Below are 21,412 nucleotides of genomic sequence, written 5' to 3' on the forward strand. Positions count from 1 at the left end.
GGCTGCGGCATTGCGCCAGCCACAAATGCCTCGGGAGTGCCCCAACTGCAGCAATCCTAGCCGCGCAGAAGCTCCACGCTAATGGTCATCGGCACAGCCCCAGACGGCCCCAAACGAATCCGCTACGGCGCGCCGCGCCTGCGCCGGTAGTCGACGAATTCGAATGCCAGCGCATGCCTGGCATCGGCCGCGTGCGCCTGCCGCGCCACGACCTCCCACTGCGCCGGATCGAACGCCGGGAAATGCGCATCGGCGTGCTCGACCACGGTGTCCACATGGGTCAGGTACAGCATCTCGGCATGCGCCAGCGCCAACGCGAAGATGTCGCCGCCGCCGATCACAGCCAGCTCTTCGGCGCCGCCGGTCTGGGCCGTCTCGATCGCCGCCTGCAGCGAAGCGACCGCCTGCATGCCATCGAACGGCACCTGCCCCGAGCGCGTCATCACCAGGTTCAAGCGCCCCGGCAGCGCGCGCCCCAGCGACTGCGCGGTCTTGCGCCCCATCACTACCGGCTTGCCCAGGGTCAGCGCCTTGAAGCGCTTCAGGTCGTCCGGCAGGCGCCACGGCAGGTCGTTGTCGCGGCCGATGGCGTTGGCGCGATCCAGTGCAGCGATCAGGGTCAGCCGCGGCCTGGAACCTGGGATGTGGGACTCGGCCACATCCGTCCCCGCCGCCACTGCCGCGTTTTCCGATTTCCCGTTCCCCATTCCCGACTCCCCGCCGCTCACACCGCCACCGGCGCCTTGATCGCCGGATGCGGGTCGTAGCCCTCGATCGCGATGTCGTCGTAGCTGAAGGCGAACAGGTCGGTGACCGCGGGATTCAGGCGCAGCGTCGGCAACGGCCGCGGCGTGCGCGCCAGCTGTTCGCGCGCCTGTTCGAAGTGGTTCGAATACAGGTGCGCGTCGCCCAGCGTATGCACGAAATCGCCGACGCCCAGGCCGGTGGCCTGCGCCACCATGTGGGTCAACAGCGCGTAGCTGGCGATGTTGAACGGCACGCCGAGGAAGATGTCGCCGCTGCGCTGGTACAGCTGGCAGCTGAGCTTGCCGTCGACCACGTAGAACTGGAACAGGCTGTGGCACGGCATCAACGCCATCTGCGGCAGTTCCGCCACGTTCCAGGCGCTGATCACCAGGCGCCGCGAATCCGGATTGCGCTTGATCTCGTCCACCAGCCATTGCATCTGGTCGATCTCGCTGCCGTCGGCGCCGGTCCAGCGCCGCCACTGCTTGCCGTACACCGGGCCAAGCTCGCCCTGCGCGTCGGCCCATTCATCCCAGATGCTGACCTTGTTGTCCTTGAGGTAGGCGATGTTGGTCTCGCCCTTCAGGAACCACAGCAGCTCGTGCACGATCGAGCGCAGGTGCAGTTTCTTGGTGGTCACCAGCGGGAACCCGGCGTTGAGATCGAAGCGCATCTGCCAGCCGAACACGCTGCGCGTGCCGGTGCCGGTGCGGTCGGATTTCTCCGCGCCGTGCTCGAGCACGTGGCGCAGCAGGTCCAGGTAGGCCTTCATGGCTTGGCCTCCACGGCGACCGGCGCCGGCTGCAACACCGGCGCGCTGCGCGAGCGCCACAGCAGGAACAGGCCGAGCAGGATCAGCGGCGTGCTCAGGATCTGGCCCATGGTCAGCCAATGGAACGCCAGGTAGCCGATCGGCGCATCGGGCACGCGCACGAACTCCACCGCGAAACGGAACACGCCGTACAGCAACGCGAACAGGCCGGACACCGCATAGCGCCGGCGCGGCCGCAGCGAGAACGCCCACAGCAGCGCGAACATCACCAGGCCTTCCAGCACCGCCTCGTACAGCTGCGAGGGATGCCGCGCGAACTTGTCCAGCGCACCCGTGGCGTACTGCGCCTGGATCTGCGCCAGCGGCCAGTCCTGCAGCTCCGGCGTGCGCGGGAAGATCACGCCCCAGCCGGCGTTGGTGAACTTGCCCCACAGCTCGCCGCCGACGAAATTGCCGACGCGGCCGAAGCCCAGGCCCAGCGGCACCAGCGGCGCGACGAAATCCATGGTGTCGAAGAAATGCAGGCGCGACTTGCGCGACCACCAGGCCGCGGCGACCAGCACGCCGATCAAGCCGCCGTGGAAGCTCATGCCGCCGTCCCAGACCTTGAAGATCAGCAGCGGATTGGCGAGGAAATCGCCCAGCGCGTAGAACAGCATGTAGCCGATGCGCCCGCCGAGCACCACCCCGAGCATCGCGTAGAACAGCAGGTCGGAAAACCCGTCCATGTCCACGCCGGGCAGGCGGCCGGCGCGGATGCGCAGCCGGCCCAGCCACCACGCCGAGGCGAAGGCGGCCAGGTACATCAGCCCATACCAGTGCACCTTCACCGGGCCGAGCGAGAAGGCGATGGGATCGATCTGGTGGAGATAGGTCATGCGGGAACGTCGGCCGGAGGGCGGGGGTCGCCTATTCTGCCATCGGCGCCGGTCCTTCCCGTGGTCCTGGTCGACTTGCACTGCACCAGCTTCATCTGCCGCAGGCGTGACCGCATCGGAGCGGGTCTTGCCGCGGCGGCGCTCAATCCAGCAGTTGCGGCATGTTCGGCAGTTCGTTGGACTCGGTCTGGCCCGGCTGCGCGGGGAAATGCGTGGCCAGCAGGGCCGACACCGCCGCCACCCCGGCGATCACCGCCTGCTCGGGCTGGCCGGCGCGCATGTCGCGCTCGATCAGCGCGCAGACCTCGCGCCATTGCGCGGCATCGACGCGCCCGCGCAGGCCACGGTCGGCCACGATCTCGATCCGATGGTCGGCCAGCAGCAGATAGATCAGCACGCCGTTGTTGGCCTCGGTGTCCCAGGTGCGCAATTGCGCGAAGGCCTGCTCGGCGCGCATGCGCGGCGCCATGCCGCGCAGCAGCGCCGCCGGTGCCAGCGCCGATTCGACCGCGAACATCACCTGGCCGCGGTGCAGCCGTTCGCCGTCGGCGATCGCCGCGCCGATGCGCTCCAGGCTGGCGTTGGGAAACAGCGTGCGCGCCGCCGGCGCGAACAGATGGCGGAGCAGGCGCATCACCAGCTCCCCGAGGCGCCACCGCCTCCCGAACTGCCGCCACCACCACCCCAGCCGCCGCCGCCGAAACCGCCGCCGCCCCCTCCGAAACCACCACCACCACCGAAACCGCCGAAGCCGCCCCCGAAACCACCGCCGCCCCAACCGCCACCACCACCGCCGCCGACCGAGCGGCCCGGCGAGATGCCCGACAGCAGCCCCAGCACCAGCCCGATCGCGCCGGTCAGCACGGCGACGAACAGCGACAGGCTCAGCAACAGACCCACGCCGCCGCCGGCGAGCGCCGCCAGCATGCCGCGCAACAGCCGCGGCGCCCGTGCGAACAGCAGTTGCGCGACGAAGGCAGCGAACAGGCCGCCGAAGAACCCGAGCGGCAGCCTGCCGCCGGACCCCGATTCGGCCGCGTGCGTGCTCACCGGCGGCGGCAACTGTTCGCCGTCGATCAGCTTGACCAGCATCGCGGTGGCGTCGGCGATGCCGCCGCTGTAGTCGCCGGCGCGAAACCGCGGCGCCAGGTACTCCTGGATGATGCGGTTGGCGGTGGCGTCGGGAATCGCGCCTTCCAGGCCATAGCCGGGCTGGATGCGCACGCGCCGGTCGTTCTTGGCCACCACCAGCAGCACGCCGTCGTCCACGCCCTTGCGGCCGAGCTGCCACTGGTCGAACACCCGCTGGGTGTATTGCTCGACGCTCTCCGGCGCGGTGCTCGGCACCACCAGCACCTGCAGCTGACTTCCCTTGCGCTGTTGCAACTGCACCGCCTGACGGTCCAGTTCCAGGCGCTGCGCCGGCGTCAGCGTGCCGGTGGTGTCGATGACCGGCGCGTCCAGCGGCGGGATCGGCGCCTCGCTGGCCGCCTGTGCCCAGGCCAGCAGCGGCACCAGCGCCAGCAGCAGCACGCCGATCCAGGCACGCCGGCCGCGGCGCGCAGGCTGCTGACAGGTGATCGCATCGCTCATTGCAGACTCCTGCCGACGCACTCGCGCGGCGGCATCGAAGGAAGGAAACCGCGGCGGCGGCATGCGCCGCGACGCGGCCGGCCGCGCTGGACCGACAACGCGGCTGCAGCGCCTGTGCGCCGGCCCCGGGACAGGCCAGCGCGTCGCGACCGCATCGCCGGCGCCGCTGCGGACTGCAGCGCGCTTACTGCGCCGGTGCCGGCTGCGGCGACTGCTGAGGTTGCGTCTGGGACTGCGGCGGCGCCGGCTGGCCACCGAAATTCACCGCCGGCGCCTCGGAGATCTGCGCCTCGTTGGCCACGGAGAAGTTCGGTTTTTCCTTGTAGCCGAAGATCTTCGAGGTGATCACCTGCGGGAAGGAGAGGATGTAAGCGTTGTAATCCTCCACCGCCTTGATGTAGCGGCCGCGGGCCACGGTGATGCGGTTCTCGGTGCCTTCCAGTTGCGCCTGCAGGTCGCGGAACGACTGGTCGGACTTGAGGTTCGGATAGTTCTCGGTGACCACCAGCAGCCGCGACAGCGCACCGGACAGCTCGCCCTGCGCCTGCTGGAACTGCTGCAGCGAGGCCGCGTCGTCGGCATTGACCTGGACCTGGCCGACCCGCGCGCGCGCATTGGTCACGTCGGTCAGCACCTGCCGCTCCTGGTCGGCATAGCCCTTGACCGTATTGACCAGGTTCGGGATCAGGTCGGCGCGGCGCTTGTATTGGTTCAGCACCTCGGACCAGCCGGCTTTGACCGCCTGGTCCTTCTGCTGGATCGTGTTGTAGCCGCAGCCGGACAACAGCGCCACCAATGTGGCGAGGAACAACGAGCGGGACAACAGGCGCATGGCGCTCTCCGGGATGAAGACAGGGCGCAGCTTGCCACGCCCCCCGTGAAAACGCAGCCGCGCCGGGGTCAGCCGTTCACCACTTGCCGGCGCCGGGCACGTCGTGCGCAGCGGCGCGGCGGCGCATCAGCAGGTTCAGCCATTCCACCAGCACCGAGAAGCCCATCGCCGCGTAGATGTAGGGCTTGGGCACGTGCACGTCCAGCCCGTCCAGGATCAGCACCACGCCGATCATCAGGATGAAGGCCAGCGCCAGCATCTTCACCGTCGGATTGGCGTCGATGAAGCGGCCCAGCGGGTTGGCCGCCAGCAACATCACCGCCACCGCCAGCAGCACCGCCGCGATCATCACCGGAATGTGCTGGGCCATGCCGACCGCGGTGATCACCGAGTCCAGCGAGAACACGATGTCGATCACCGCGATCTGCGCGATCACCATCCAGAACACGCCCGAGGCCTTGCTGGTGGTGGGATCGGCGTCTTCGCCGCCGGTGATCATCTCGCGGATCTCCATCGTGCCCTTCACCAGCAGGAACACGCCGCCGACGATCAGCACCAGGTCGCGCACCGAGATGCCCATGCCGCCGACGCTGAACAGTTCGCCCTGCATCCGCGCCAGGAACGCCAGCGACACCAGCAGCGCGATACGGGTCAGGCACGCCACCGCGATGCCGAACTTGCGCGCGGCCGGGCGTTGCGCTTCCGGCAGCTTGCCCACCGCGATGGAGATGAACACCAGGTTGTCGATGCCCAGCACGATTTCCAACGCGCTCAGCGTCAGCAGCGTCAGCCAGGTGTTGGGATCGGCGAGAAACTCGAAAGCCATGGGGTCAAATCCTTCAACGGTAAAAAAGACGGGCGGACGTCACAGCACGCGCGGCAGCAGGATCAGGCCCCAGCACAGCACGACATTGACCAGCATCAGCAGCACCGCCGCCGAGCCCATGTCCTTGGCGCGGCCGGCCAGTTCGTGGTGCTCCGGGCCATACCGCTCGATCACCGCCTCGATCGCGGAATTGAGCAGTTCCACCGCCAGCACCAGCAGCAGCGAGCCGATCATCAGCGCCTGCTGCACCGGCCCTTGCCCCAGCCACAGCGCCAGCGGCGCCAGCAGCACGAACAGGCACGCTTCCAGCCGGAACGAGGACTCGTGCAGCCAGGCCGCGCGCAGCCCCTGGTACGACCAGCGCAGCGCCATCAGCATCCGGCGCGGTCCGCGCGGCAGGTGTCCGAATTGGTCGGCCATGGATCAGGCCCAGCCTGCGGAACGGGGACGCGACGGCAGCGGCCGGAAAAGAACGGTCATGGGCAATGGCGAAGCGGGCTAGGCCCCGATTTTGCCACAAGCCCCCGTTCGCCGCTGAAATGAACCGCCGCATGCGTCCGATTTGCCTGCCTCGCCGTGCGTGCGGCACCATCGCCGCTCTGTCGTGTCCAGGAGACGCACCATGTCCCGTTCGCCGCTGCGCACCGCGCTGCTCGCCACCTGCCTGTTCCTGCTGGGCCTGCATTCGGCCCTGGCGCTCACGCCGGCCGCCGCACCGAAGATTCCCGAACAGGTCTCCAATGCGGACTGGGAACAGGACATGCAGCGCTTCGCCCAGGCCGACGCCGCGCATCCGCCCAAGCCCGGCGGCGTGCTGTTCGTCGGCAGTTCCTCGATCCGCTTCTGGACCTCGCTGGCCAGCGATTTCCCCGGCACCGACACGCTCAACCGCGGCTTCGGCGGCTCGGAGATCCGCGACAGCACCTGGTATGCCGACCGCATCGTGGTGCCGTACCGGCCGCGCCTGGTGGTGTTCTACGCTGGCGACAACGACCTCAACAGCGGCCGCAGCCCGCAGCAGCTGCGCGACGACTTCAAGGCCTTCGTGGCGCGGGTGCGCCGCGACCTGCCGAATACCCGCATCGCCTACATCTCGATCAAGCCGAGCCCGGCGCGCGCGGCGCTGCTGCCGCAGGTGGCGCAAGCCAATGCGCTGATCCGCAAGGCCGCCGCCGGGCTGAAGCAGGTGGACTTCATCGACGTGTACACGCCGATGCTCGGCACCGACGGGCAACCGCGCGCCGCCCTGTTCGGCCCCGACCATCTGCACATGAATGCGGCCGGCTACGCGCTGTGGCGCGACATCGTGCGGCCCTATCTGCAGCGCAAGTAGGCAATCGCGCCCGCCCGGCCGCCCGAACGGCTACCCTTGGCGGGCGTTTTCCGTCGTTCCCCCAGCGTGGAGTTGCACAGGATGCCCAGGGCCCTGGTCATCGAAGACGATGAGGTGACCGCCCGCGACATCGTCGCGGAACTCGGCGCGCATGGCTTCACCGCGGTATGGATCGCCAACGGCCGCGACGGCCTGCAGCACGCGCTGGCCGACGGCTACGACATCATCACCCTGGACCGCATGCTGCCGGGCATGGACGGCATCGACGTCGTCTCCGAACTGCGCAAGCGCGCGGTGGAAACGCCGGTGCTGATGATCAGTGCGCTGTCGGAGGTGGACGAGCGCGTGCGCGGCCTGCGTGCCGGCGGCGACGACTACCTGACCAAGCCGTTTTCGCCCGACGAACTCGCCGCACGCGCCGAAGTGCTGCTGCGCCGCCGTCGCAGCGCGACCGCCACGCCGGAAACCCGCCTGCGCGTGGCCGACCTGGAACTGGACCTGGTCCGCCACAACGCCTTGCGCAACGGCCAGCCGCTGGCGCTGCTGCCCACCGAATTCCGCCTGCTCGAATTCCTGATGCGCAACGCCGGCCAGGTGGTGACCCGGCAGATGATCTTCGAGCACGTGTGGGGCTTCCATTTCGATCCCGGCACCAACGTGATCGATGTCCATCTCGGCCGCCTGCGCCGCAAGATCGACGGCAACGGCCAGCCGCCGCTCATCCGTACGATGCGCGGCTCGGGGTATGTGCTTGCGCCCGCTGACTGACGCCTGGCGTTCGGCCACCTCGCGGCTGATCCTCATCTATGGGGCGCTGTTCGCGGTCTGGTGCATCGTGCTGCTCGGCGTGGTGCAGTGGGAGTCCTCGCGCTACCTGTCGAACGTGATCGACCAGATGCTGGCCGCGCGCATCCATTACCTGGAGAACACCGACCCCGGGCGCCTGGCCGACACCGTGGCCGCGGCCAGTGCCATCGACATCCAGGGCTTCATGTGGGTGGGCCTGTTCGACGCCCAAGGACGCCGCATCGCCGGCAACATCGACGCGATCCCCCAGGGCATGGCCGAGGACGGGACGGTCAGCCCCATCGAGGCCAGCCTGATCGACGCCGGCCACGGCAGCCAGACCCGCGCGCGTGGCATCGCCCGGCAGTTGCCGGACGGCCGGCGCCTGGTGGTGGCCAAGGAAAGCAACGTCATCGACGGACTCAGCGGGATCATCGGTCGCGGGCTGCTGTGGGGCCTGTCGCTGACCCTGCTGCCCGGCGTGCTCGGCGGCATCCTCATCGCGCGCGGACCGGCGCGGCGCATCCGCGCCATCCAGCAGGCCATGGACCCCATCCGCGAAGGCGACCTCAGCGTGCGCCTGCCGGTGTCCCGCGGCGGCGACGAGGTGGACCTGCTCGCGGCCACGGTGAACCAGGCGCTCGGCGAGATCGAGCGCCTGCTCGGCGAGGTGAAGGGCGTCACCGACAACATCGCCCACGACCTGCGCACGCCGCTCACCCGCATGCGCACGCGCCTGTACCGCTTGCAGCAACAGTTCGCCGGCCGCCCCGAAGGCGAGCAACTGGACGATTGCGTCGGCGAGATCGACACCGTGCTGACCCGGTTCCGCGCGCTGCTGCGGGTCTCGGAGCTGGAAGACCGCCAGCGCAGCGCCTGCTTCGCGACGGTGGACCTCGGCGCCCTGCTGAACGGTGTCCATGAGTTCTACGCACCGCTGGCCGAGGACCGCGGACAGGCCTTCGCACTGGCGCTGGCGCCACTGCCGGCCGTGCGCGGCGACCCGCATCTGCTGTTCGAGGCACTGGCCAACCTGGTCGGCAACGCGATCAAATTCACGCCCGATGGCGGGACGATCCGCCTGATCGCGTTCACCGACCAGGCCGGCAACGCCCGCATCGACGTCGTCGACAGTGGACCCGGCATTCCGCCGGAAGAGCGCGAGGCCGTCTTCCGCCGGTTCTACCGCAGCGACCAGACGCGCTCCAAACCCGGTTGCGGACTGGGGCTGGCGATCGTCAACGCCATCGTGCGCCTGCATGGCTATGCGCTGCATGTGGGCGGCGACACGCATGGGGCGGTGTTCTCGGTGCTGTGTCCGGCCGCGGCCACGCCACCGGACGGGGGCGCGGCCGTGTCCGGCCGGCCCAAGCAGGCCAACCTCGGCGCGCCGGGCGAGAGCGCGCCGGAGGCGCGCCCAGCGGCGCCGTGATCGGCGCGCAAGCCCTTGCGTCATCGCGTTTTTTCCCCCGCCGCATGCGCGTCTAAATAAATCTTAACTACGCCCAGCGAAGGTCCGGGAGCAGAATTCGCCGCGATGCAACATTCGCGCACGGAATCCCTCCTTCATGATTGGCATCGTCCGGATCGCCCTGACGCGACCGTATACCTTCATCGTCCTCGCCCTGCTGATCCTGATCGTGGGGCCGCTGGCCGCGTTGCGCACGCCCACGGACATCTTTCCCGACATCAAGATCCCGGTGATCGCCGTGGTCTGGCAGTACAACGGCCTGCCGCCCGAGCAGATGGCCGGGCGCGTATCCTCGCCGTTCGAGCGCGTGCTCACCACCACGGTGAACGACGTCGAGCACATCGAGGCCAACTCGATCCAGGGCTTCGGCATCGTCAAGATCTTCTTCCAGCCGGGCGCGGACATCCGCACCGCCAACGCGCAGGTCACCGCCGTCGCGCAGACCATGCTGCGCCAGTTGCCGCAAGGCACCACGCCGCCGCTGATCCTCAACTACAACGCCTCCACGGTGCCGATCATCCAGCTGGCGCTGTCGGGCGAAGGCCTCACCGAACAGAACCTGGCCGACCTCGGCCTCAACATCATCCGTCCGCAGCTCACCTCGGTGGCCGGCGCGGCGATCCCGTATCCGTTCGGCGGCAAGACCCGCCAGGTGCAGATCGATATCGATCCGCCGGCGCTGCTGGCGCGCGGGCTGTCGGCGCAGGACGTGGCCAACGCCCTGGCCGCGCAGAACCTCATCACCCCGGTGGGGACGCAGAAGATCGGCAGGTACGAATACACGCTGCAACTGAACAACTCGCCGTCCGACATCGAGGAACTGGGCAACCTGCCGGTGAAGGTGGTCGACGGCGCCACGGTGTTCATCCGCGACGTGGCCCACGTGCGCGACGGTGCGCCGCCGCAGACCAACATCGTGCACGTCGGCGGCGACCGTTCGGTGCTGATGACGGTGCTGAAGAACGGCTCGGCGTCGACGCTGGCGATCATCGCCGGGGTCAAGCAGCGGGTGGCCGCGATGAAGGACGCCTTGCCGGCCGACCTCAAGATCGTGCCCATCGGCGACCAGTCGCTGTTCGTCAGCGGCGCCATCGAGGGTGTCGCGCGCGAGGGCGTGATCGCCGCCGCGCTGACCAGCCTGATGATCCTGTTGTTCCTCGGCAGCTGGCGTTCGACGCTGATCATCGCCACCTCGATCCCGCTGGCGATCCTCAGCTCGATCGCCGCGCTGTCGGCGATCGGCGAGACGCTGAACATCATGACCCTGGGCGGTCTCGCGCTGGCGGTGGGCATCCTCGTGGACGACGCCACGGTGACCATCGAGAACATCAACTGGCATCTGGAGCAGGGCAAGGACGTGGAGACCGCGATCCTGGACGGTGCGGCGCAGATCGTGACGCCGGCCTTCGTCTCGCTGTTGTGCATCTGCATCGTGTTCGTGCCGATGTTCTTCCTGCAGGGCGTCGCGCGCTTCCTGTTCGTGCCGATGGCCGAGGCGGTGATGTTCGCGATGATCGCCTCGTTCGTCCTGTCGCGCACGCTGGTGCCGACGCTGGCCAAATACCTGCTGCACCCGCATGCGGCGCATACCGACCTGCACGGCGACGGCCATGGCCAAGCGCCTTCGCGCAATCCGCTGGTGCGCTTCCAGCGCGGTTTCGAGAAACGTTTCGAAGCATTGCGGGCCGGCTACCACGGCTTGCTGGAAACCGCGCTGGTGCGGCGCAGGATCTTCGTGCCGGGCTTCGTGGCCTTCGTCGCGCTGTCGTTCCTGCTGGTGCCGATGCTGGGCCGCAACTTCTTTCCCTCGGTGGATTCGGGGCAGATCCTGATGCACGTGCGGGCGCCGGTCGGCACGCGGGTGGAGGAGACCGCACGCCTGTTCGCCAACGTGACCGGCGCGGTGCGCACGCTGATTCCGAAGGAGCAGCTCGGCAGCGTCGTCGACAACATCGGCCTGTCGTCCTCGGGCATCAACAACGCCTACAACAACACCGGCACCATCGGCTCGCAGGATGGCGACATCCAGATCACGCTCAACGAGGGCCATGCGCCCACCGCCGACTACGTGCGCAACCTGCGCCAGACCCTGCCGCGGCAGTTTCCCGGTGTGGTGTTCTCGTTCCCGCCGGCCGACATCATCAGCCAGATCCTGAACTTCGGGTCGCCGGCGCCGGTGGACCTGCAGATCCGCGGCCCGAACCTGGCGGCCAATTTCGCCTACGCCAACCGCCTGCTGCGCGAGATCCGCCGCGTGCCGGGCGTGGTGGACGCGCGCATCCAGCAGTCGCAGAGCAGCCCCGGTTTCAACGTGAACGTGGACCGCAGCCTTGCGCAACAAGTCGGCATCACCGAGCGCGACGTCACCAGCAGCCTGGGCGTGAACCTGGCCGGCTCCAGCCAGATCGCGCCGACCTTCTGGCTCAATCCGCAGAACGGCGTGTCGTATCCGATCGTGATGCAGACCCCGCAGTACAGCCTCGACAGCCTGCCCGGCCTGCAGAACGTGCCGATCAGCCCCAGCTCGGGCGGCGGCGGCGCGCAGATCCTCGGCGGGCTGGCGACGGTATCGCGAACCGCGACCAACGCGGTGGTCAGCCAGTACAACATCAATTCGATGGTGCAGATCTTCGCCGCCACCCAGGACCGCGACCTCGGCGCGGTCGCCGCCGATATCCAGAAGATCGTCGACGCCAACCAGAAGTTCCTGCCCAAGGCGTCCAGCACCGCGCTGCTCGGCCAGGTCCAGACGATGAACAGCGCGTTCTCCGGGCTGATCTTCGGCCTGCTCGGCGCGATCGTGCTGATCTACCTGTTGATCGTGGTGAACTTCCAGTCGTGGAGCGATCCGTTCGTGATCGTGACCGCATTGCCCGCGGCGATCGCCGGCATCGTGTGGATGCTGTTCGCCACGCATACCGCGCTGTCGGTGCCCGCGCTGACCGGCGCCATCATGTGCATGGGCGTGGCCACGGCCAACGCGATCCTGGTGGTGAGCTTCTGCCGCGAGCGCCTGGCTGAGCACGGCGACGCGGCCAAGGCCGCGCTCGAGGGCGGCTTCGTCCGCTTCCGTCCCGTGCTCATGACCGCCCTGGCGATGATCATCGGCATGGCGCCGATGGCGCTGGGCATGGGCGAAGGCGGCGAGCAGAACGCACCGCTGGGCCGCGCCGTCATCGGCGGCCTGATTTTCGCCACCACGGCCACGCTGTTCTTCGTGCCGATCGTCTTCAGCATGATCCACAGCCGTCGCGCCCATCCGTCATCCGCCCCGGCGAACGCCTCCGGAGAGTCCTTGCATGTCGCCTGATACCCCGCATCCCCGGCCACTGCGCCGCCTCCGCCTGGTCGGCGTCATCGCGCTGATCGTGATCCTGGCCATCGTCGTCGCAGGCGTCGCCACGCGCGTCAACGACGCACGCACGCTGCGCGTGTGGACCGACGACCAGGCCATGCCGACCGTGCAACTGGTGACGCCGGAAGCGGGCCAGGGCGACAACGCACTCAATCTCCCGGGCCGCCTGCAGGCGTATGCGCGCGCACCGATCTACGCCCGCACCAGCGGCTACCTGAAATGGTGGAAGGCCGACATCGGCAGCAAGGTGAAGGCCGGCGACGTGCTCGCCGAGATCGAAACCCCCGACCTGGACCAGCAACTGCTGCAGGCCAGGGCCGACCTGGCCAGCGCCCGCGCCAACGCGGCGCTGGCGCAGACCACCGCCAAGCGCTGGCAGGCCATGGGCAATTCCGACTCGGTGTCCAGGCAGGAAGTGGACGAGAAGAGCGGCGACTATGCGGCCAAGCGCGCGCTCGAACAGGCCGCGCAGGCCAATGTCGAACGCATCCAGGCACTGAAGGGCTTCGCCAAGCTGGTGGCGCCGTTCGACGGCACCGTCACCGCGCGCGAGACCGATGTCGGCGCGCTGGTCAACGCCGGCGGCGGCGGCCAGGAACTGTTCGTGGTGTCGGACACGCGCAAGCTGCGCATGTACGTGAACGTGCCGCAGAACTATGCGCCATCGGTGCGTGCCGGCACCCACGTGACGCTGACGGTGCCGGAGTATCCGGGCCAGAGCTTCGCCGGCGTCGTCGACAGGTCGTCGGAGGCGATCAACGCCGCATCCGGCACCACGCTTGTGCAGGTGGCCGTGGACAACCAGGACGGCAAGCTGCTGCCTGGCGGCTATGCCAGCGTCACCTTCGCGCTTGCGGCCAACGCCACGCTGCTGCGCGTGCCGGCCAGCGCGCTGGTGTTCGACGACAAGGGCCTGCGCGTGGCGGTGGTCGATGCGCACGACAAGGTGGCGTTCAAGACCGTGACCATCGCCCGCGACTTCGGCAAGACGGTGCAGCTCGGCTCGGGCGTCGCCGCCGGCGACCGCCTGATCGAAAGCCCGCCGGATGGCCTGGCCGAAGGCGACCGCGTGCGCATCAGTGCGCCCAAGCCGGCAGGCGACCATGCAAAGGTCTGATCGCCGACGCGCACGGCTCGCCGCGACCGCGGCGCTGGCGGCGCTGGGCCTGGCGGCCTGCTCGCTTGCGCCCACTTACCGGGCGCCCGAGGTGCCGGTGGCGGCGCAGTACAGCGATACCGATTCGCCGTGGGTGCAAGCGCAACCCGCCGATGGCATCGACCGCGACGGCTGGTGGAAGGTCTATGGCGACGAACGGCTCGACCAGTTGCAGGCGCGCCTGCTGGCGAACAACGCCACGCTGGCCGCCGCGCTCGCCCATTACCAGCAGGCCGAGGCGTTCGCCAAGCAGGCCCGTGCCGGCTACTTCCCGACCCTGGGCCTGGACGGCAGCGCGGTGCGCAACCGCCAATCGGACACGCGCCCGCTGCGCGGCGCCACCTCGCCGGCCTACTACGACGCGTACACCATCGGTGCCCAGTTCGACTACGAAGTGGACCTGTGGGGCCGCGTGCGCGACACCGTCGCCGCTGGTCAAGCGCAGCAGGCCGCTTCCGCTGCAGATCTCGCCCAGGCGCGGCTGAGCCTGCAGGCGCAGCTTGCCGACAGCTACCTGCAGCTCAACGGCGACGACCGCCAGATCCAGGCGTTGAGCGAGAGCATCGACGCGTTCGACAAGGCCCTGCAGCTCACCCAGTCGCGTCATGCCGGGGGGATCGCCTCGGCCCTGGACGTGGCGCGCGCGCAGACGCAGTTGTCCAACGCCAGGTCGCAACGCACCCAGGCGCAGGCGCAACGCGCGCTGGTGCTGCATGCCATCGCGGCGCTGGTCGGCGATTCCGCGTCCAGCTTCCAGCTCGCGGCCGACACCGCGCAGGTGCCGGTGCCGACGATCCCGCTGCAGGTGCCTTCGACGCTGTTGCAGCGTCGCCCAGACATCGCCGCCGCGGAGCGGCGCACCGCAGCGGCGAACGCGCAGGTCGGCATCGCGCGCGCCGCGTTCTTCCCGCAACTGACCATCGACGGGCAAGGCGGTTGGCAGAGCGATCGCTGGGGCGGCATCGCCACCGCGCCCAACCGGTTCTGGGCCATCGGCCCCAGCCTGCTGCTGAACGTGTTCGATGGAGGCCGCCGCAAGGCGGGGGTGAAAGCGGCGCAGGCCGCGACCGCCGAGGCCGGCGCGAAGTACCGCGAGGTGGTGCTCACTGCCTTTGCCCAGGTCGAGGACAACCTCACCCTGCTGCGCGACCTGGGCACGGCGCTGACCGATCAGCGCGCGGCGGCCGATGCCGCGCAGCGTTCGGTCCAGTTGTCGCTCAATCATTACCGCGAGGGCGCCGTCGGCTACCTCGATGTGGTGCAGGCGCAGACGGCCGAACTCGATGCGCGGCGCAGCGTCATCGATCTGGAGACCCGGCAGTTGCGCGCCAGCGTCGCGCTGATCCGCGCGTTGGGGGGCGGATGGGAGGCCGGCGAGAAAACCTGACGGGGCGTCGATCGCGACCGGGGCATCCGCACCTGGCGTCGGTGTGAGCCTGAAGCGGCGATCGTCTCAGCCAGCGCGCTGACGGTGGCTCGCGCCACCGCCGCTCACTTGGCCGGATCGAAGCGCACGGTGGCGGTGGTCCCGCCGCCTTCGGCGCTTTCCAGCCCGATCCGCCAGCCGAAGCGCTCGCACAGCCGGCGCACGATCGACAGGCCCAGCCCGGTGCCCTGCGGGCGGTCGGGTTCGGCGCGGAAGAACGGCTCGAACGCGCGCTGCAGCGCTTCGCTGGACATGCCGATGCCGGTATCGCGGATGCTGATCCGGTCGTTGCCGATCTCGACCTCGATCGTGCCGGCATCGGTATAGCTGCAGGCGTTGCGCAGCAGATTGCTGACCACCACGTGCAGCACCCGCGGCGGCGCGTGCAGGCGGGCGGGCGCGAGCACGCTGACGGTCAGCGTCACCGGCTTGCCGGTCAACAGTTCGCGTGCGTTCTCGGCCTCGTACTCGACCACCTCGGCGACGTCGAAGGTCTCGCTCTGCGGCACCACGTCCGCCTCGCGCGCCAGGATCAGGAAGGCGTCGATCACCGCCTCCATGTCGCGGCCGGCGCGCTGGATGCGCTGCAGGCTGCGGCCCAGCCGCGGCGGCAGGTCGGGATCGGTCATCGCGATGTCGCTGGCGACGCGGATCACCGTCAGCGGCGTGCGCAGCTCGTGGCTGGCGTCGCGGGTGAAGTTGCGCTCGCGCGAGACGTGGTCGGTGACGCGCAAGGCCAGCGCATGCAGCGCGGCGGCCAGCTGCCGCGATTCGCCCTGCACGTCGGCAGGCAGGTTCTCCGGCGCCAGGTCGGCGGTGGATGGATGCCGCGGATCCCATTGCGACACGCGCCGCGCCAGCCAGTTCACCGGCGACAACAGGCGCCGCGAGGCGCGATGGGTCAGCCATCCGACCGCCACCACCGCGATCAGCGTCAACAGCGCCGGCACGATGCCGAACCAGAACGCCAGACGCTGCGCCTGCGCGCGCAGGAACACCAGGTACAGGCGCCCAGCCTTGGTCTCGTCGACCAGCACCATCTCGCCGCCGGGGCGGTGTTCGTGCAAGCCGGGCGCGAGGCCGCGCAGACTCGCCGGCAACGCCGCATCCGTTTGCCCGGCCGGCAGCAGATAACCGCGCAAGGTGTGGCTGTTCGGCGGCGGCTGCGAGGGAAATTGCGCGTGCAGGCGCCAGTAATGCTCGGCTTCCTGGCGCATCACCGATCCGACCAGCGAGTGCTGCACCACCGCCACGACCACATAGCTGCCCAAGGCCACGATGCAGCCAGCGAACAGGATCCGGGCGATCAGGGCAAGGCGGATTTTGCGCGGCAACCCGTGCGGCATTACTGCTTCCGTTTTTTTTGCCGCGATTATAGAAAGGCGAATCGCGTATCCGCCGTGCAGGCAGGCCCCGTTTCCGGGGTCTGCCTGCTAACGGAAACCGGTACCGCTCAGCTCATCGGCTGGGCGATGTCGGCGATGCGGTAGCCGGCGCTCTGCACGGTGTGCAGCAGCGGCCGGTCGAACGGCTTGTCGATGATCTTGCGCAGGTTGTACAGATGGCTGCGCAGGGTGTCCGAATCGGGCAGGCCGTTGCCCCAGATCTCGCGCTCGATCTCCTGGCGGGTGACCACGCGCGGCGATTCGCGCATCAGGATGGTCAGCAGGCGCAGGCCGATCGGCGACAGCTGCAGCTCGGTGCCGGCGCGGGTGGCACGCATGCTCACCGGATCCAGCACCAGGTCGGCCACCTTCAGCACTTCCGAGCCGACCTGGCGGCGTTCGCGGCGGATCAGCGCACGCAGCCGCGCTTCCAGTTCCTGGATCGCGAACGGCTTGGTCAGGTAATCGTCGGCGCCGAAGCCCAGGCCGGTGAGCTTGTCGTCGAGCGTGTCGCGCGCGGTCAGCATCAGCACCGGCGTGGACTTGCGTGCGTCGTTGCGCAAACGGCGACACACTTCGATGCCGTCCAGGCGTGGCAGCATCAGGTCCAGCACCACCACGTCGTAACTGTTCTCCGCCGCCAGGCGATACCCATCCAGGCCGTCGCAGGCGTAATCCACTTCGAATCCGCGGCCTTCCAGGTATTCGCCAATCATTTCGGAAATGTTGCGGTTGTCCTCGACGACCAGAACGAGTCCGGAGGTTTCCTTGGTCTGACGCATAGAGCTTCCTCAGTCTTCAGCTTTGTGAAACATGCCGGAAGCCGGGTGGTGACCGCGTGAAGAACGCTTCATGTGCCTGAGCGGCATAAAAATCACCCACCGATCAAGGGTTTGAGCTTGGGCCACACGTTGTCCAGGACCTTTGGCTGGCCGGCGGCGGTGGGGTGCAGGCCGTCGTCCTGCATCAGCGCCGGGTTCAGCGCCACGCCTTCCAGCAGGAACGGCAGCAGCCCGGTCTGGTATTGCTTGGCCAGGTCGGCGTAGACCGCGCGCAGCCGCTGCCGGTAGGCTGGCCCGTAGTTGGGCGGCACGTCGATCCCCAGCAACAGCACCTTCGCGCCGGCGTTACGGCTGAGCACGATCATCTTCTCCAGATTGCCGCGCAGCTCCGCCGGGGTCAGCCCGCGCAGCGCGTCGTTGCCGCCGAGTTCGATCACCACCACCGACGGCCGGTGTTTCTGCAGCAGCGCCGGCAGCCGAGTCAGCGCGCCGGACGAGGTCTCGCCGCTGATGCTGGCATTGACTACGGCCGGTGGCGCCTGCATCTGTTGTTGCAGGCGGCGCTCCAGCAGCGCCACCCAGCCGGACTGGACCGGGATGTTGTGCGCAGCGCTGAGGCTGTCGCCGACCACCAGCACCGGCCCCGTCGCACCTTTGGCACAGGCGATGGCGGGCAGCAGCAGACACCATGCCAGACAGGCCAGGAGCCAGGCGCTACGCGTCCAGGCAGGCGTTCCTTTCGTATCGTTGCCACGCATCCGGAGATTTCCTCATCGACAGTCTGGCCCCCACTCCCCGCACCGGCATCGCGATCGACGTACGCGATGTCGGCAAATCCGTCAGCGGACCGGAGGGCACGGTCCACATTCTCGACAACGTCGGATTGACCATCGGTGAAGGCGACAGCGTCGCCATCGTCGGCGCCTCCGGTTCCGGCAAGACCACCCTGCTCGGTTTGCTCGCCGGGCTGGACCTGCCGACGCGCGGCGAGATCGTGCTCGCCGGACAGTCGCTCAACGCGCTGGACGAGGAAGCGCGCGCTGCCTTGCGCGCGCGCGAAGTCGGTTTCGTGTTCCAGAGCTTCCACCTGCTGCCGTCGCTGACCGCCGCGGAAAACATCGCGTTGCCGCTGGAACTGGCCGGGCGCGAGGACCCGGCGCGGGTCAGTGAGGTGCTGGAAGCCGTCGGCCTGACGGCGCGGGCGCGGCACTACCCGCGGCAGCTGTCCGGCGGCGAGCAGCAGCGCGTGGCGCTGGCGCGCGCCTTCGTGGCGCGGCCGCGGATCCTGTTCGCCGACGAACCCACCGGCAGCCTCGACCAGGCCACCGGCCAGCAGATCAGCGATCTGCTGTTCGCGCTCAACGCCGGCAGCGACACCACCCTGGTCCTGGTCACCCACGACCTGCGCCTGGCGCAGCGGTGCGAACACCGCTACCGGCTCGACCGCGGGCGCCTGCGCCAGGCCGAAGCGGTGGCCGACGCATGAACGTGCTGCGCCATGCCGCACGCGCGCTGCGCCGCGAGCTGTTCGCCGGCGACCTGCTGACCGTGTTCGCCGCGCTGGTGCTGGGCGTGGCGGTGATGACCGCGGTCGGCACCCTGGTCGATCGCGTCACCCTGGCGCTGACCGGCAGCGCCGCCGAGGTGATCGGCGGCGACCTCGGCGTCACCGGGCGCCAGGACATCCCCGCGGCGTTCGCCGACGAGGCGCAGCGCCGCGGGCTGCGCCACACCCGCCTGGTCAGCTTCCCCAGCGTGCTGTTCCATGGCGAGGCCAGCCAGATGGCCAACATCAAGGCGGTCGACGTCGGCTATCCGTTGCGCGGTGAACTGCTGGTCGCACGCGATACCGCCGGCGCCGGCAGCGAGCGCGCCGGCCCGCCGCCGCGCGGCCAGGCCTACGCCGATCCGCGCCTGCTCGAAGCGCTGGGGCTGAAGCTCGGCGACGAGCTGGAATTCGGCGCCGGCACGGTGCGCGTGACCCGGGTGCTGCGTGCCGAGCCGGATGCGTCCGGCGAACTGATGCAGCTGTCGCCGCCGCTGCTGGTCAACCGCGCCGACGTCGATGCCGCCGGCCTGCTCGGCCCCGGCAGCCGTGCCTCGTACCGGCTGATGTTCGCCGGCGCGCCCGGCGAGATCGCCGCGCTGCGCGAATGGCTGGCCCCGCGCGCCAAGGCGTTCCGCCTGGTCGGCATCGAGGACACCCAGCGCGGCGTGCGCGGCGCATTCGACCGTGCCGGCCGGTTCCTGGCGCTGACCGCGTTGCTGGCGGTGCTGCTGGCCGGCGTCGCCACCGCGCTGGCGGCCAACCGCTTCGCGCTGCGCCGCATCGACAGCGTGGCCGTGCTGCGCTGCCTGGGCGCGCGCCAGCGCGACATCCTCGGCGCACTGGCGCTGCAGTTGCTGTTGCTGGCGATTCCCGCCTGCGCGCTCGGCGTAGGCCTGGGCATGCTGGCGCAGATCGGCCTGGTCGAAGCGCTGGGCAGCCTGATCCCGAACCGGCTGCCGCTGCCGCAGGCGACCCCGGCGCTGGCCGGCGCCGGCATCGGCCTGTTGCTGCTGCTCGGCTTCGGCCTGCCGCCGCTGCTGCGGCTGCGCGACGTGCCGCCGATGCGCGTGCTCAACCGCAGCTTCGCCGCGCTGCCGCCGACCTCGCTGCTGGTCTACGCCGCCGCGCTGGTCGCCACCGTGGTGCTGGCGGTGTACGCCACCGGCGACGGCGTGCTCGCGGCCTGGGTGCTGGGCGGGCTGACCCTGCTGGCCGCGCTCGCCGCGGCGGTCGGCGGCCTGTTGCTGGCGCTGTTGCGGCGGCTGCAGTCGCGCCTGCGCGGCCCCTGGAAGCTGGGCCTGGCCGCGCTGACCCGGCGCCGCGCGCTGAGCGTGGTGCAACTGGTCGGGCTGTCGCTGTCGCTGTGCGCGCTGCTGCTGCTGGCGGTGATCGGCCCGGGCCTGCTCGGGCAGTGGCGCGACCGGCTGCCGGCGGACACGCCGAACTACTTCCTGATGAACATCCAGCCCGACCAGGCCGAGCACGTGCTCGGCACGCTGCGCGGGCTCGGCGTCGGCGACGCGACGGTGGAGCCGTTCAGCACCGGCAAGCTGGTGGCGATCAACGGCAAGCCGCCGCAGCGCCAGGAGCAGGGACCGCAGGACGACGGCGATGGCACCGACCGGCCGATCAATTTCTCCTGGCGGCACGAATTCCCCGCCGCCAACCGGCTGCTGTCCGGCCGTTTCTGGGCCGCCGACAGCACCGCGGCCGAGGCCTCGGTGGAGGAAGGCTGGGCGCAGCGCTACGGGCTCAAGCTCGGCGACCGCATCACCCTGCTGCTCGGCGAGCAGCAGCGCAGCTTCACCGTGACCAGCATACGTAAGGCCGACTGGGATTCGTTCCGGGTCAACTTCTTCCTGCTGCTCAATGCCGGTGCGGTGCAGGACGCGCCGTACAACCTGATCTCCGCGTTCCACCTGCCGCGCGGTTCCGCCGCACAGCTGAGCGGCCTCAGCCGCACCTATCCGAACGTGTCGCTGCTGGACATCGACGCGATCCTGGGACGGGTGCGCGAGGTGATCGACCAGGTGGCGCAGGCGGTGCAGTTGGTGATGGGCTTCAGCCTGCTGGCCGGCGTGCTGGTGTTGCTGGCAGCGCTGCAGGCCACCGCCGGCGAACGCCGCTACGACAGCGCAGTGCTGCGCACGTTGGGCGCGCGCCGCGGCCAGCTGCGCGGCGCGGTGCTGGTGGAATTCGGCGCGCTCGGCCTGCTCGCGGCGATTCTGGCGGTCGGCGCGGCCGCGGGGATCGGCGTGGTGGTGGCGAAGCAGGCGTTCCAGCTGACGCTGTCGCCGCCATGGCCGGCGCTGCTGCTGGGCGGAGTCGCCGGCGTACTGCTGAGCCTGCTCGCCGGCTGGTCGGGCACGCGCCGCATCCTGCGCACGCCGCCGGCGCTGGCGCTGCGCGAGACCTGAGCGCGGCGCAACCGGCATGCACGCCCGCGGCAAGACGCGGGCGTCGCCGACGCGTGCTCGACGCCATCGGCGACACACACCGCCGACGGCAATTGGCGGACCAC

19 protein-coding genes are annotated in these 21,412 nt (G+C 69.5%); 8 read left to right on the forward strand and 11 right to left on the reverse strand.

Annotation, left to right across the window (positions count from 1 at the left end; all coding sequences use genetic code 11):
• Window positions 1–122 precede the first annotated feature (122 nt).
• The 8 genes from AB3X08_RS17680 to AB3X08_RS17715 form a co-directional block, all read right to left on the reverse strand.
• Window positions 123–623 carry a dihydrofolate reductase gene (locus AB3X08_RS17680; RefSeq protein WP_369938564.1) on the reverse strand — a complete coding sequence of 167 codons (501 nt, stop codon included), beginning with the start codon at window positions 621–623 and terminating at the stop codon, window positions 123–125.
• A gap of 101 nt (window positions 624–724) precedes the next feature.
• Window positions 725–1,519, reverse strand: coding sequence for a thymidylate synthase (locus AB3X08_RS17685; RefSeq protein WP_369934067.1), 795 nt, complete (start codon window positions 1,517–1,519; stop codon window positions 725–727).
• Window positions 1,516–2,397, reverse strand: coding sequence for a prolipoprotein diacylglyceryl transferase (gene lgt, locus AB3X08_RS17690; RefSeq protein ID WP_369934068.1), 882 nt, complete (start codon window positions 2,395–2,397; stop codon window positions 1,516–1,518). Before lgt ends, AB3X08_RS17685 begins: the two co-directional genes overlap by 4 nt.
• 142 nt (window positions 2,398–2,539) lie before the next feature.
• Window positions 2,540–3,031 (reverse strand): TPM domain-containing protein, encoded by a 492-nt coding sequence (locus AB3X08_RS17695; RefSeq protein ID WP_369934069.1) that lies wholly within the window; start codon window positions 3,029–3,031, stop codon window positions 2,540–2,542.
• Window positions 3,031–3,990, reverse strand: coding sequence for a TPM domain-containing protein (locus tag AB3X08_RS17700; protein WP_369934070.1), 960 nt, complete (start codon window positions 3,988–3,990; stop codon window positions 3,031–3,033). The genes AB3X08_RS17695 and AB3X08_RS17700 overlap by 1 nt, the downstream gene beginning before the upstream one ends.
• 184 nt (window positions 3,991–4,174) lie before the next feature.
• The gene (locus tag AB3X08_RS17705) at window positions 4,175–4,822 is read right to left on the reverse strand and encodes a LemA family protein (protein WP_369934071.1); all 648 of its coding nucleotides are present in this window, start codon (window positions 4,820–4,822) and stop codon (window positions 4,175–4,177) included.
• A gap of 76 nt (window positions 4,823–4,898) precedes the next feature.
• On the reverse strand, window positions 4,899–5,648 hold the full coding sequence (locus AB3X08_RS17710; protein WP_369934072.1) for a TerC family protein: 750 nt from the start codon (window positions 5,646–5,648) through the stop codon (window positions 4,899–4,901).
• Between the two features lie 39 nt (window positions 5,649–5,687).
• A complete protein-coding gene (locus AB3X08_RS17715) occupies window positions 5,688–6,068 on the reverse strand; it encodes a diacylglycerol kinase (protein ID WP_184413675.1) in 381 nt (126 codons plus the stop codon).
• 202 nt (window positions 6,069–6,270) lie between these two features.
• On the opposite strand from AB3X08_RS17715, the gene AB3X08_RS17720 reads away from it, so the two are divergent.
• From AB3X08_RS17720 to AB3X08_RS17745, 6 genes are all read left to right on the forward strand, one after another.
• Entirely contained in the window at window positions 6,271–6,981 is a 711-nt protein-coding gene (locus AB3X08_RS17720; protein WP_369934073.1) for an SGNH/GDSL hydrolase family protein, read from the forward strand.
• An 81-nt stretch (window positions 6,982–7,062) separates the two neighbouring features.
• A complete protein-coding gene (locus tag AB3X08_RS17725; RefSeq protein ID WP_369934074.1) occupies window positions 7,063–7,749 on the forward strand; it encodes a response regulator transcription factor in 687 nt (228 codons plus the stop codon).
• Entirely contained in the window at window positions 7,727–9,199 is a 1,473-nt protein-coding gene (locus AB3X08_RS17730) for a HAMP domain-containing sensor histidine kinase (protein WP_369934075.1), read from the forward strand. Before AB3X08_RS17725 ends, AB3X08_RS17730 begins: the two co-directional genes overlap by 23 nt.
• A 136-nt stretch (window positions 9,200–9,335) precedes the next feature.
• Window positions 9,336–12,548, forward strand: coding sequence for an efflux RND transporter permease subunit (locus AB3X08_RS17735; protein WP_369934076.1), 3,213 nt, complete (start codon window positions 9,336–9,338; stop codon window positions 12,546–12,548).
• Complete coding sequence (locus tag AB3X08_RS17740; protein WP_369934077.1) at window positions 12,538–13,710, forward strand: efflux RND transporter periplasmic adaptor subunit; 1,173 nt, start codon at window positions 12,538–12,540, stop codon at window positions 13,708–13,710. The genes AB3X08_RS17735 and AB3X08_RS17740 overlap by 11 nt, the downstream gene beginning before the upstream one ends.
• On the forward strand, window positions 13,697–15,136 hold the full coding sequence (locus tag AB3X08_RS17745; RefSeq protein WP_369934078.1) for an efflux transporter outer membrane subunit: 1,440 nt from the start codon (window positions 13,697–13,699) through the stop codon (window positions 15,134–15,136). The genes AB3X08_RS17740 and AB3X08_RS17745 overlap by 14 nt, the downstream gene beginning before the upstream one ends.
• A 104-nt stretch (window positions 15,137–15,240) precedes the next feature.
• Here AB3X08_RS17745 and AB3X08_RS17750 read toward each other — a convergent pair whose 3' ends face one another.
• The 3 genes from AB3X08_RS17750 to AB3X08_RS17760 all read right to left on the reverse strand — a co-directional run bounded on the left by AB3X08_RS17750 (window position 15,241) and on the right by AB3X08_RS17760 (window position 18,100).
• On the reverse strand, window positions 15,241–16,521 hold the full coding sequence (locus tag AB3X08_RS17750) for a sensor histidine kinase (protein WP_369934079.1): 1,281 nt from the start codon (window positions 16,519–16,521) through the stop codon (window positions 15,241–15,243).
• 107 nt (window positions 16,522–16,628) lie between these two features.
• Window positions 16,629–17,342, reverse strand: coding sequence for a response regulator transcription factor (locus AB3X08_RS17755; protein ID WP_003481607.1), 714 nt, complete (start codon window positions 17,340–17,342; stop codon window positions 16,629–16,631).
• Between the two features lie 92 nt (window positions 17,343–17,434).
• The gene (locus tag AB3X08_RS17760) at window positions 17,435–18,100 is read right to left on the reverse strand and encodes an arylesterase (protein ID WP_369934080.1); all 666 of its coding nucleotides are present in this window, start codon (window positions 18,098–18,100) and stop codon (window positions 17,435–17,437) included.
• Between the two features lie 125 nt (window positions 18,101–18,225).
• Here AB3X08_RS17760 and AB3X08_RS17765 point away from each other — a divergent pair, with 125 nt between their 5' ends.
• Window positions 18,226–18,828 (forward strand): ABC transporter ATP-binding protein, encoded by a 603-nt coding sequence (locus AB3X08_RS17765; RefSeq protein WP_369934081.1) that lies wholly within the window; start codon window positions 18,226–18,228, stop codon window positions 18,826–18,828.
• Window positions 18,825–21,308 carry an ABC transporter permease gene (locus AB3X08_RS17770; RefSeq protein WP_369934082.1) on the forward strand — a complete coding sequence of 828 codons (2,484 nt, stop codon included), beginning with the start codon at window positions 18,825–18,827 and terminating at the stop codon, window positions 21,306–21,308. Before AB3X08_RS17765 ends, AB3X08_RS17770 begins: the two co-directional genes overlap by 4 nt.
• The last annotated feature ends 104 nt before the right edge of the window (window positions 21,309–21,412 follow it).

Origin of the sequence: Xanthomonas sp. DAR 34887 (assembly GCF_041245805.1) — a bacterium.
Lineage (GTDB): Bacteria > Pseudomonadota > Gammaproteobacteria > Xanthomonadales > Xanthomonadaceae > Xanthomonas_A > Xanthomonas_A tesorieronis.

Bases quoted from the DNA above. Each gene is read 5' to 3' on its own strand.
- AB3X08_RS17755 (WP_003481607.1), bottom strand. From the start codon at position 17,342: ATGCGTCAGACCAAGGAAACCTCCGGACTCGTTCTGGTCGTCGAGGAC.
- AB3X08_RS17725 (WP_369934074.1), top strand. From the start codon at position 7,063: ATGCCCAGGGCCCTGGTCATCGAAGACGATGAGGTGACCGCCCGCGAC.
- AB3X08_RS17700 (WP_369934070.1), bottom strand. From the start codon at position 3,990: ATGAGCGATGCGATCACCTGTCAGCAGCCTGCGCGCCGCGGCCGGCGT.
- AB3X08_RS17750 (WP_369934079.1), bottom strand. From the start codon at position 16,521: ATGCCGCACGGGTTGCCGCGCAAAATCCGCCTTGCCCTGATCGCCCGG.
- AB3X08_RS17710 (WP_369934072.1), bottom strand. From the start codon at position 5,648: ATGGCTTTCGAGTTTCTCGCCGATCCCAACACCTGGCTGACGCTGCTG.
- AB3X08_RS17760 (WP_369934080.1), bottom strand. From the start codon at position 18,100: ATGCGTGGCAACGATACGAAAGGAACGCCTGCCTGGACGCGTAGCGCC.
- AB3X08_RS17735 (WP_369934076.1), top strand. From the start codon at position 9,336: ATGATTGGCATCGTCCGGATCGCCCTGACGCGACCGTATACCTTCATC.
- AB3X08_RS17770 (WP_369934082.1), top strand. From the start codon at position 18,825: ATGAACGTGCTGCGCCATGCCGCACGCGCGCTGCGCCGCGAGCTGTTC.
- lgt (WP_369934068.1), bottom strand. From the start codon at position 2,397: ATGACCTATCTCCACCAGATCGATCCCATCGCCTTCTCGCTCGGCCCG.
- AB3X08_RS17715 (WP_184413675.1), bottom strand. From the start codon at position 6,068: ATGGCCGACCAATTCGGACACCTGCCGCGCGGACCGCGCCGGATGCTG.
- AB3X08_RS17745 (WP_369934078.1), top strand. From the start codon at position 13,697: ATGCAAAGGTCTGATCGCCGACGCGCACGGCTCGCCGCGACCGCGGCG.
- AB3X08_RS17685 (WP_369934067.1), bottom strand. From the start codon at position 1,519: ATGAAGGCCTACCTGGACCTGCTGCGCCACGTGCTCGAGCACGGCGCG.
- AB3X08_RS17730 (WP_369934075.1), top strand. From the start codon at position 7,727: ATGTGCTTGCGCCCGCTGACTGACGCCTGGCGTTCGGCCACCTCGCGG.
- AB3X08_RS17705 (WP_369934071.1), bottom strand. From the start codon at position 4,822: ATGCGCCTGTTGTCCCGCTCGTTGTTCCTCGCCACATTGGTGGCGCTG.
- AB3X08_RS17695 (WP_369934069.1), bottom strand. From the start codon at position 3,031: ATGCGCCTGCTCCGCCATCTGTTCGCGCCGGCGGCGCGCACGCTGTTT.
- AB3X08_RS17740 (WP_369934077.1), top strand. From the start codon at position 12,538: ATGTCGCCTGATACCCCGCATCCCCGGCCACTGCGCCGCCTCCGCCTG.
- AB3X08_RS17720 (WP_369934073.1), top strand. From the start codon at position 6,271: ATGTCCCGTTCGCCGCTGCGCACCGCGCTGCTCGCCACCTGCCTGTTC.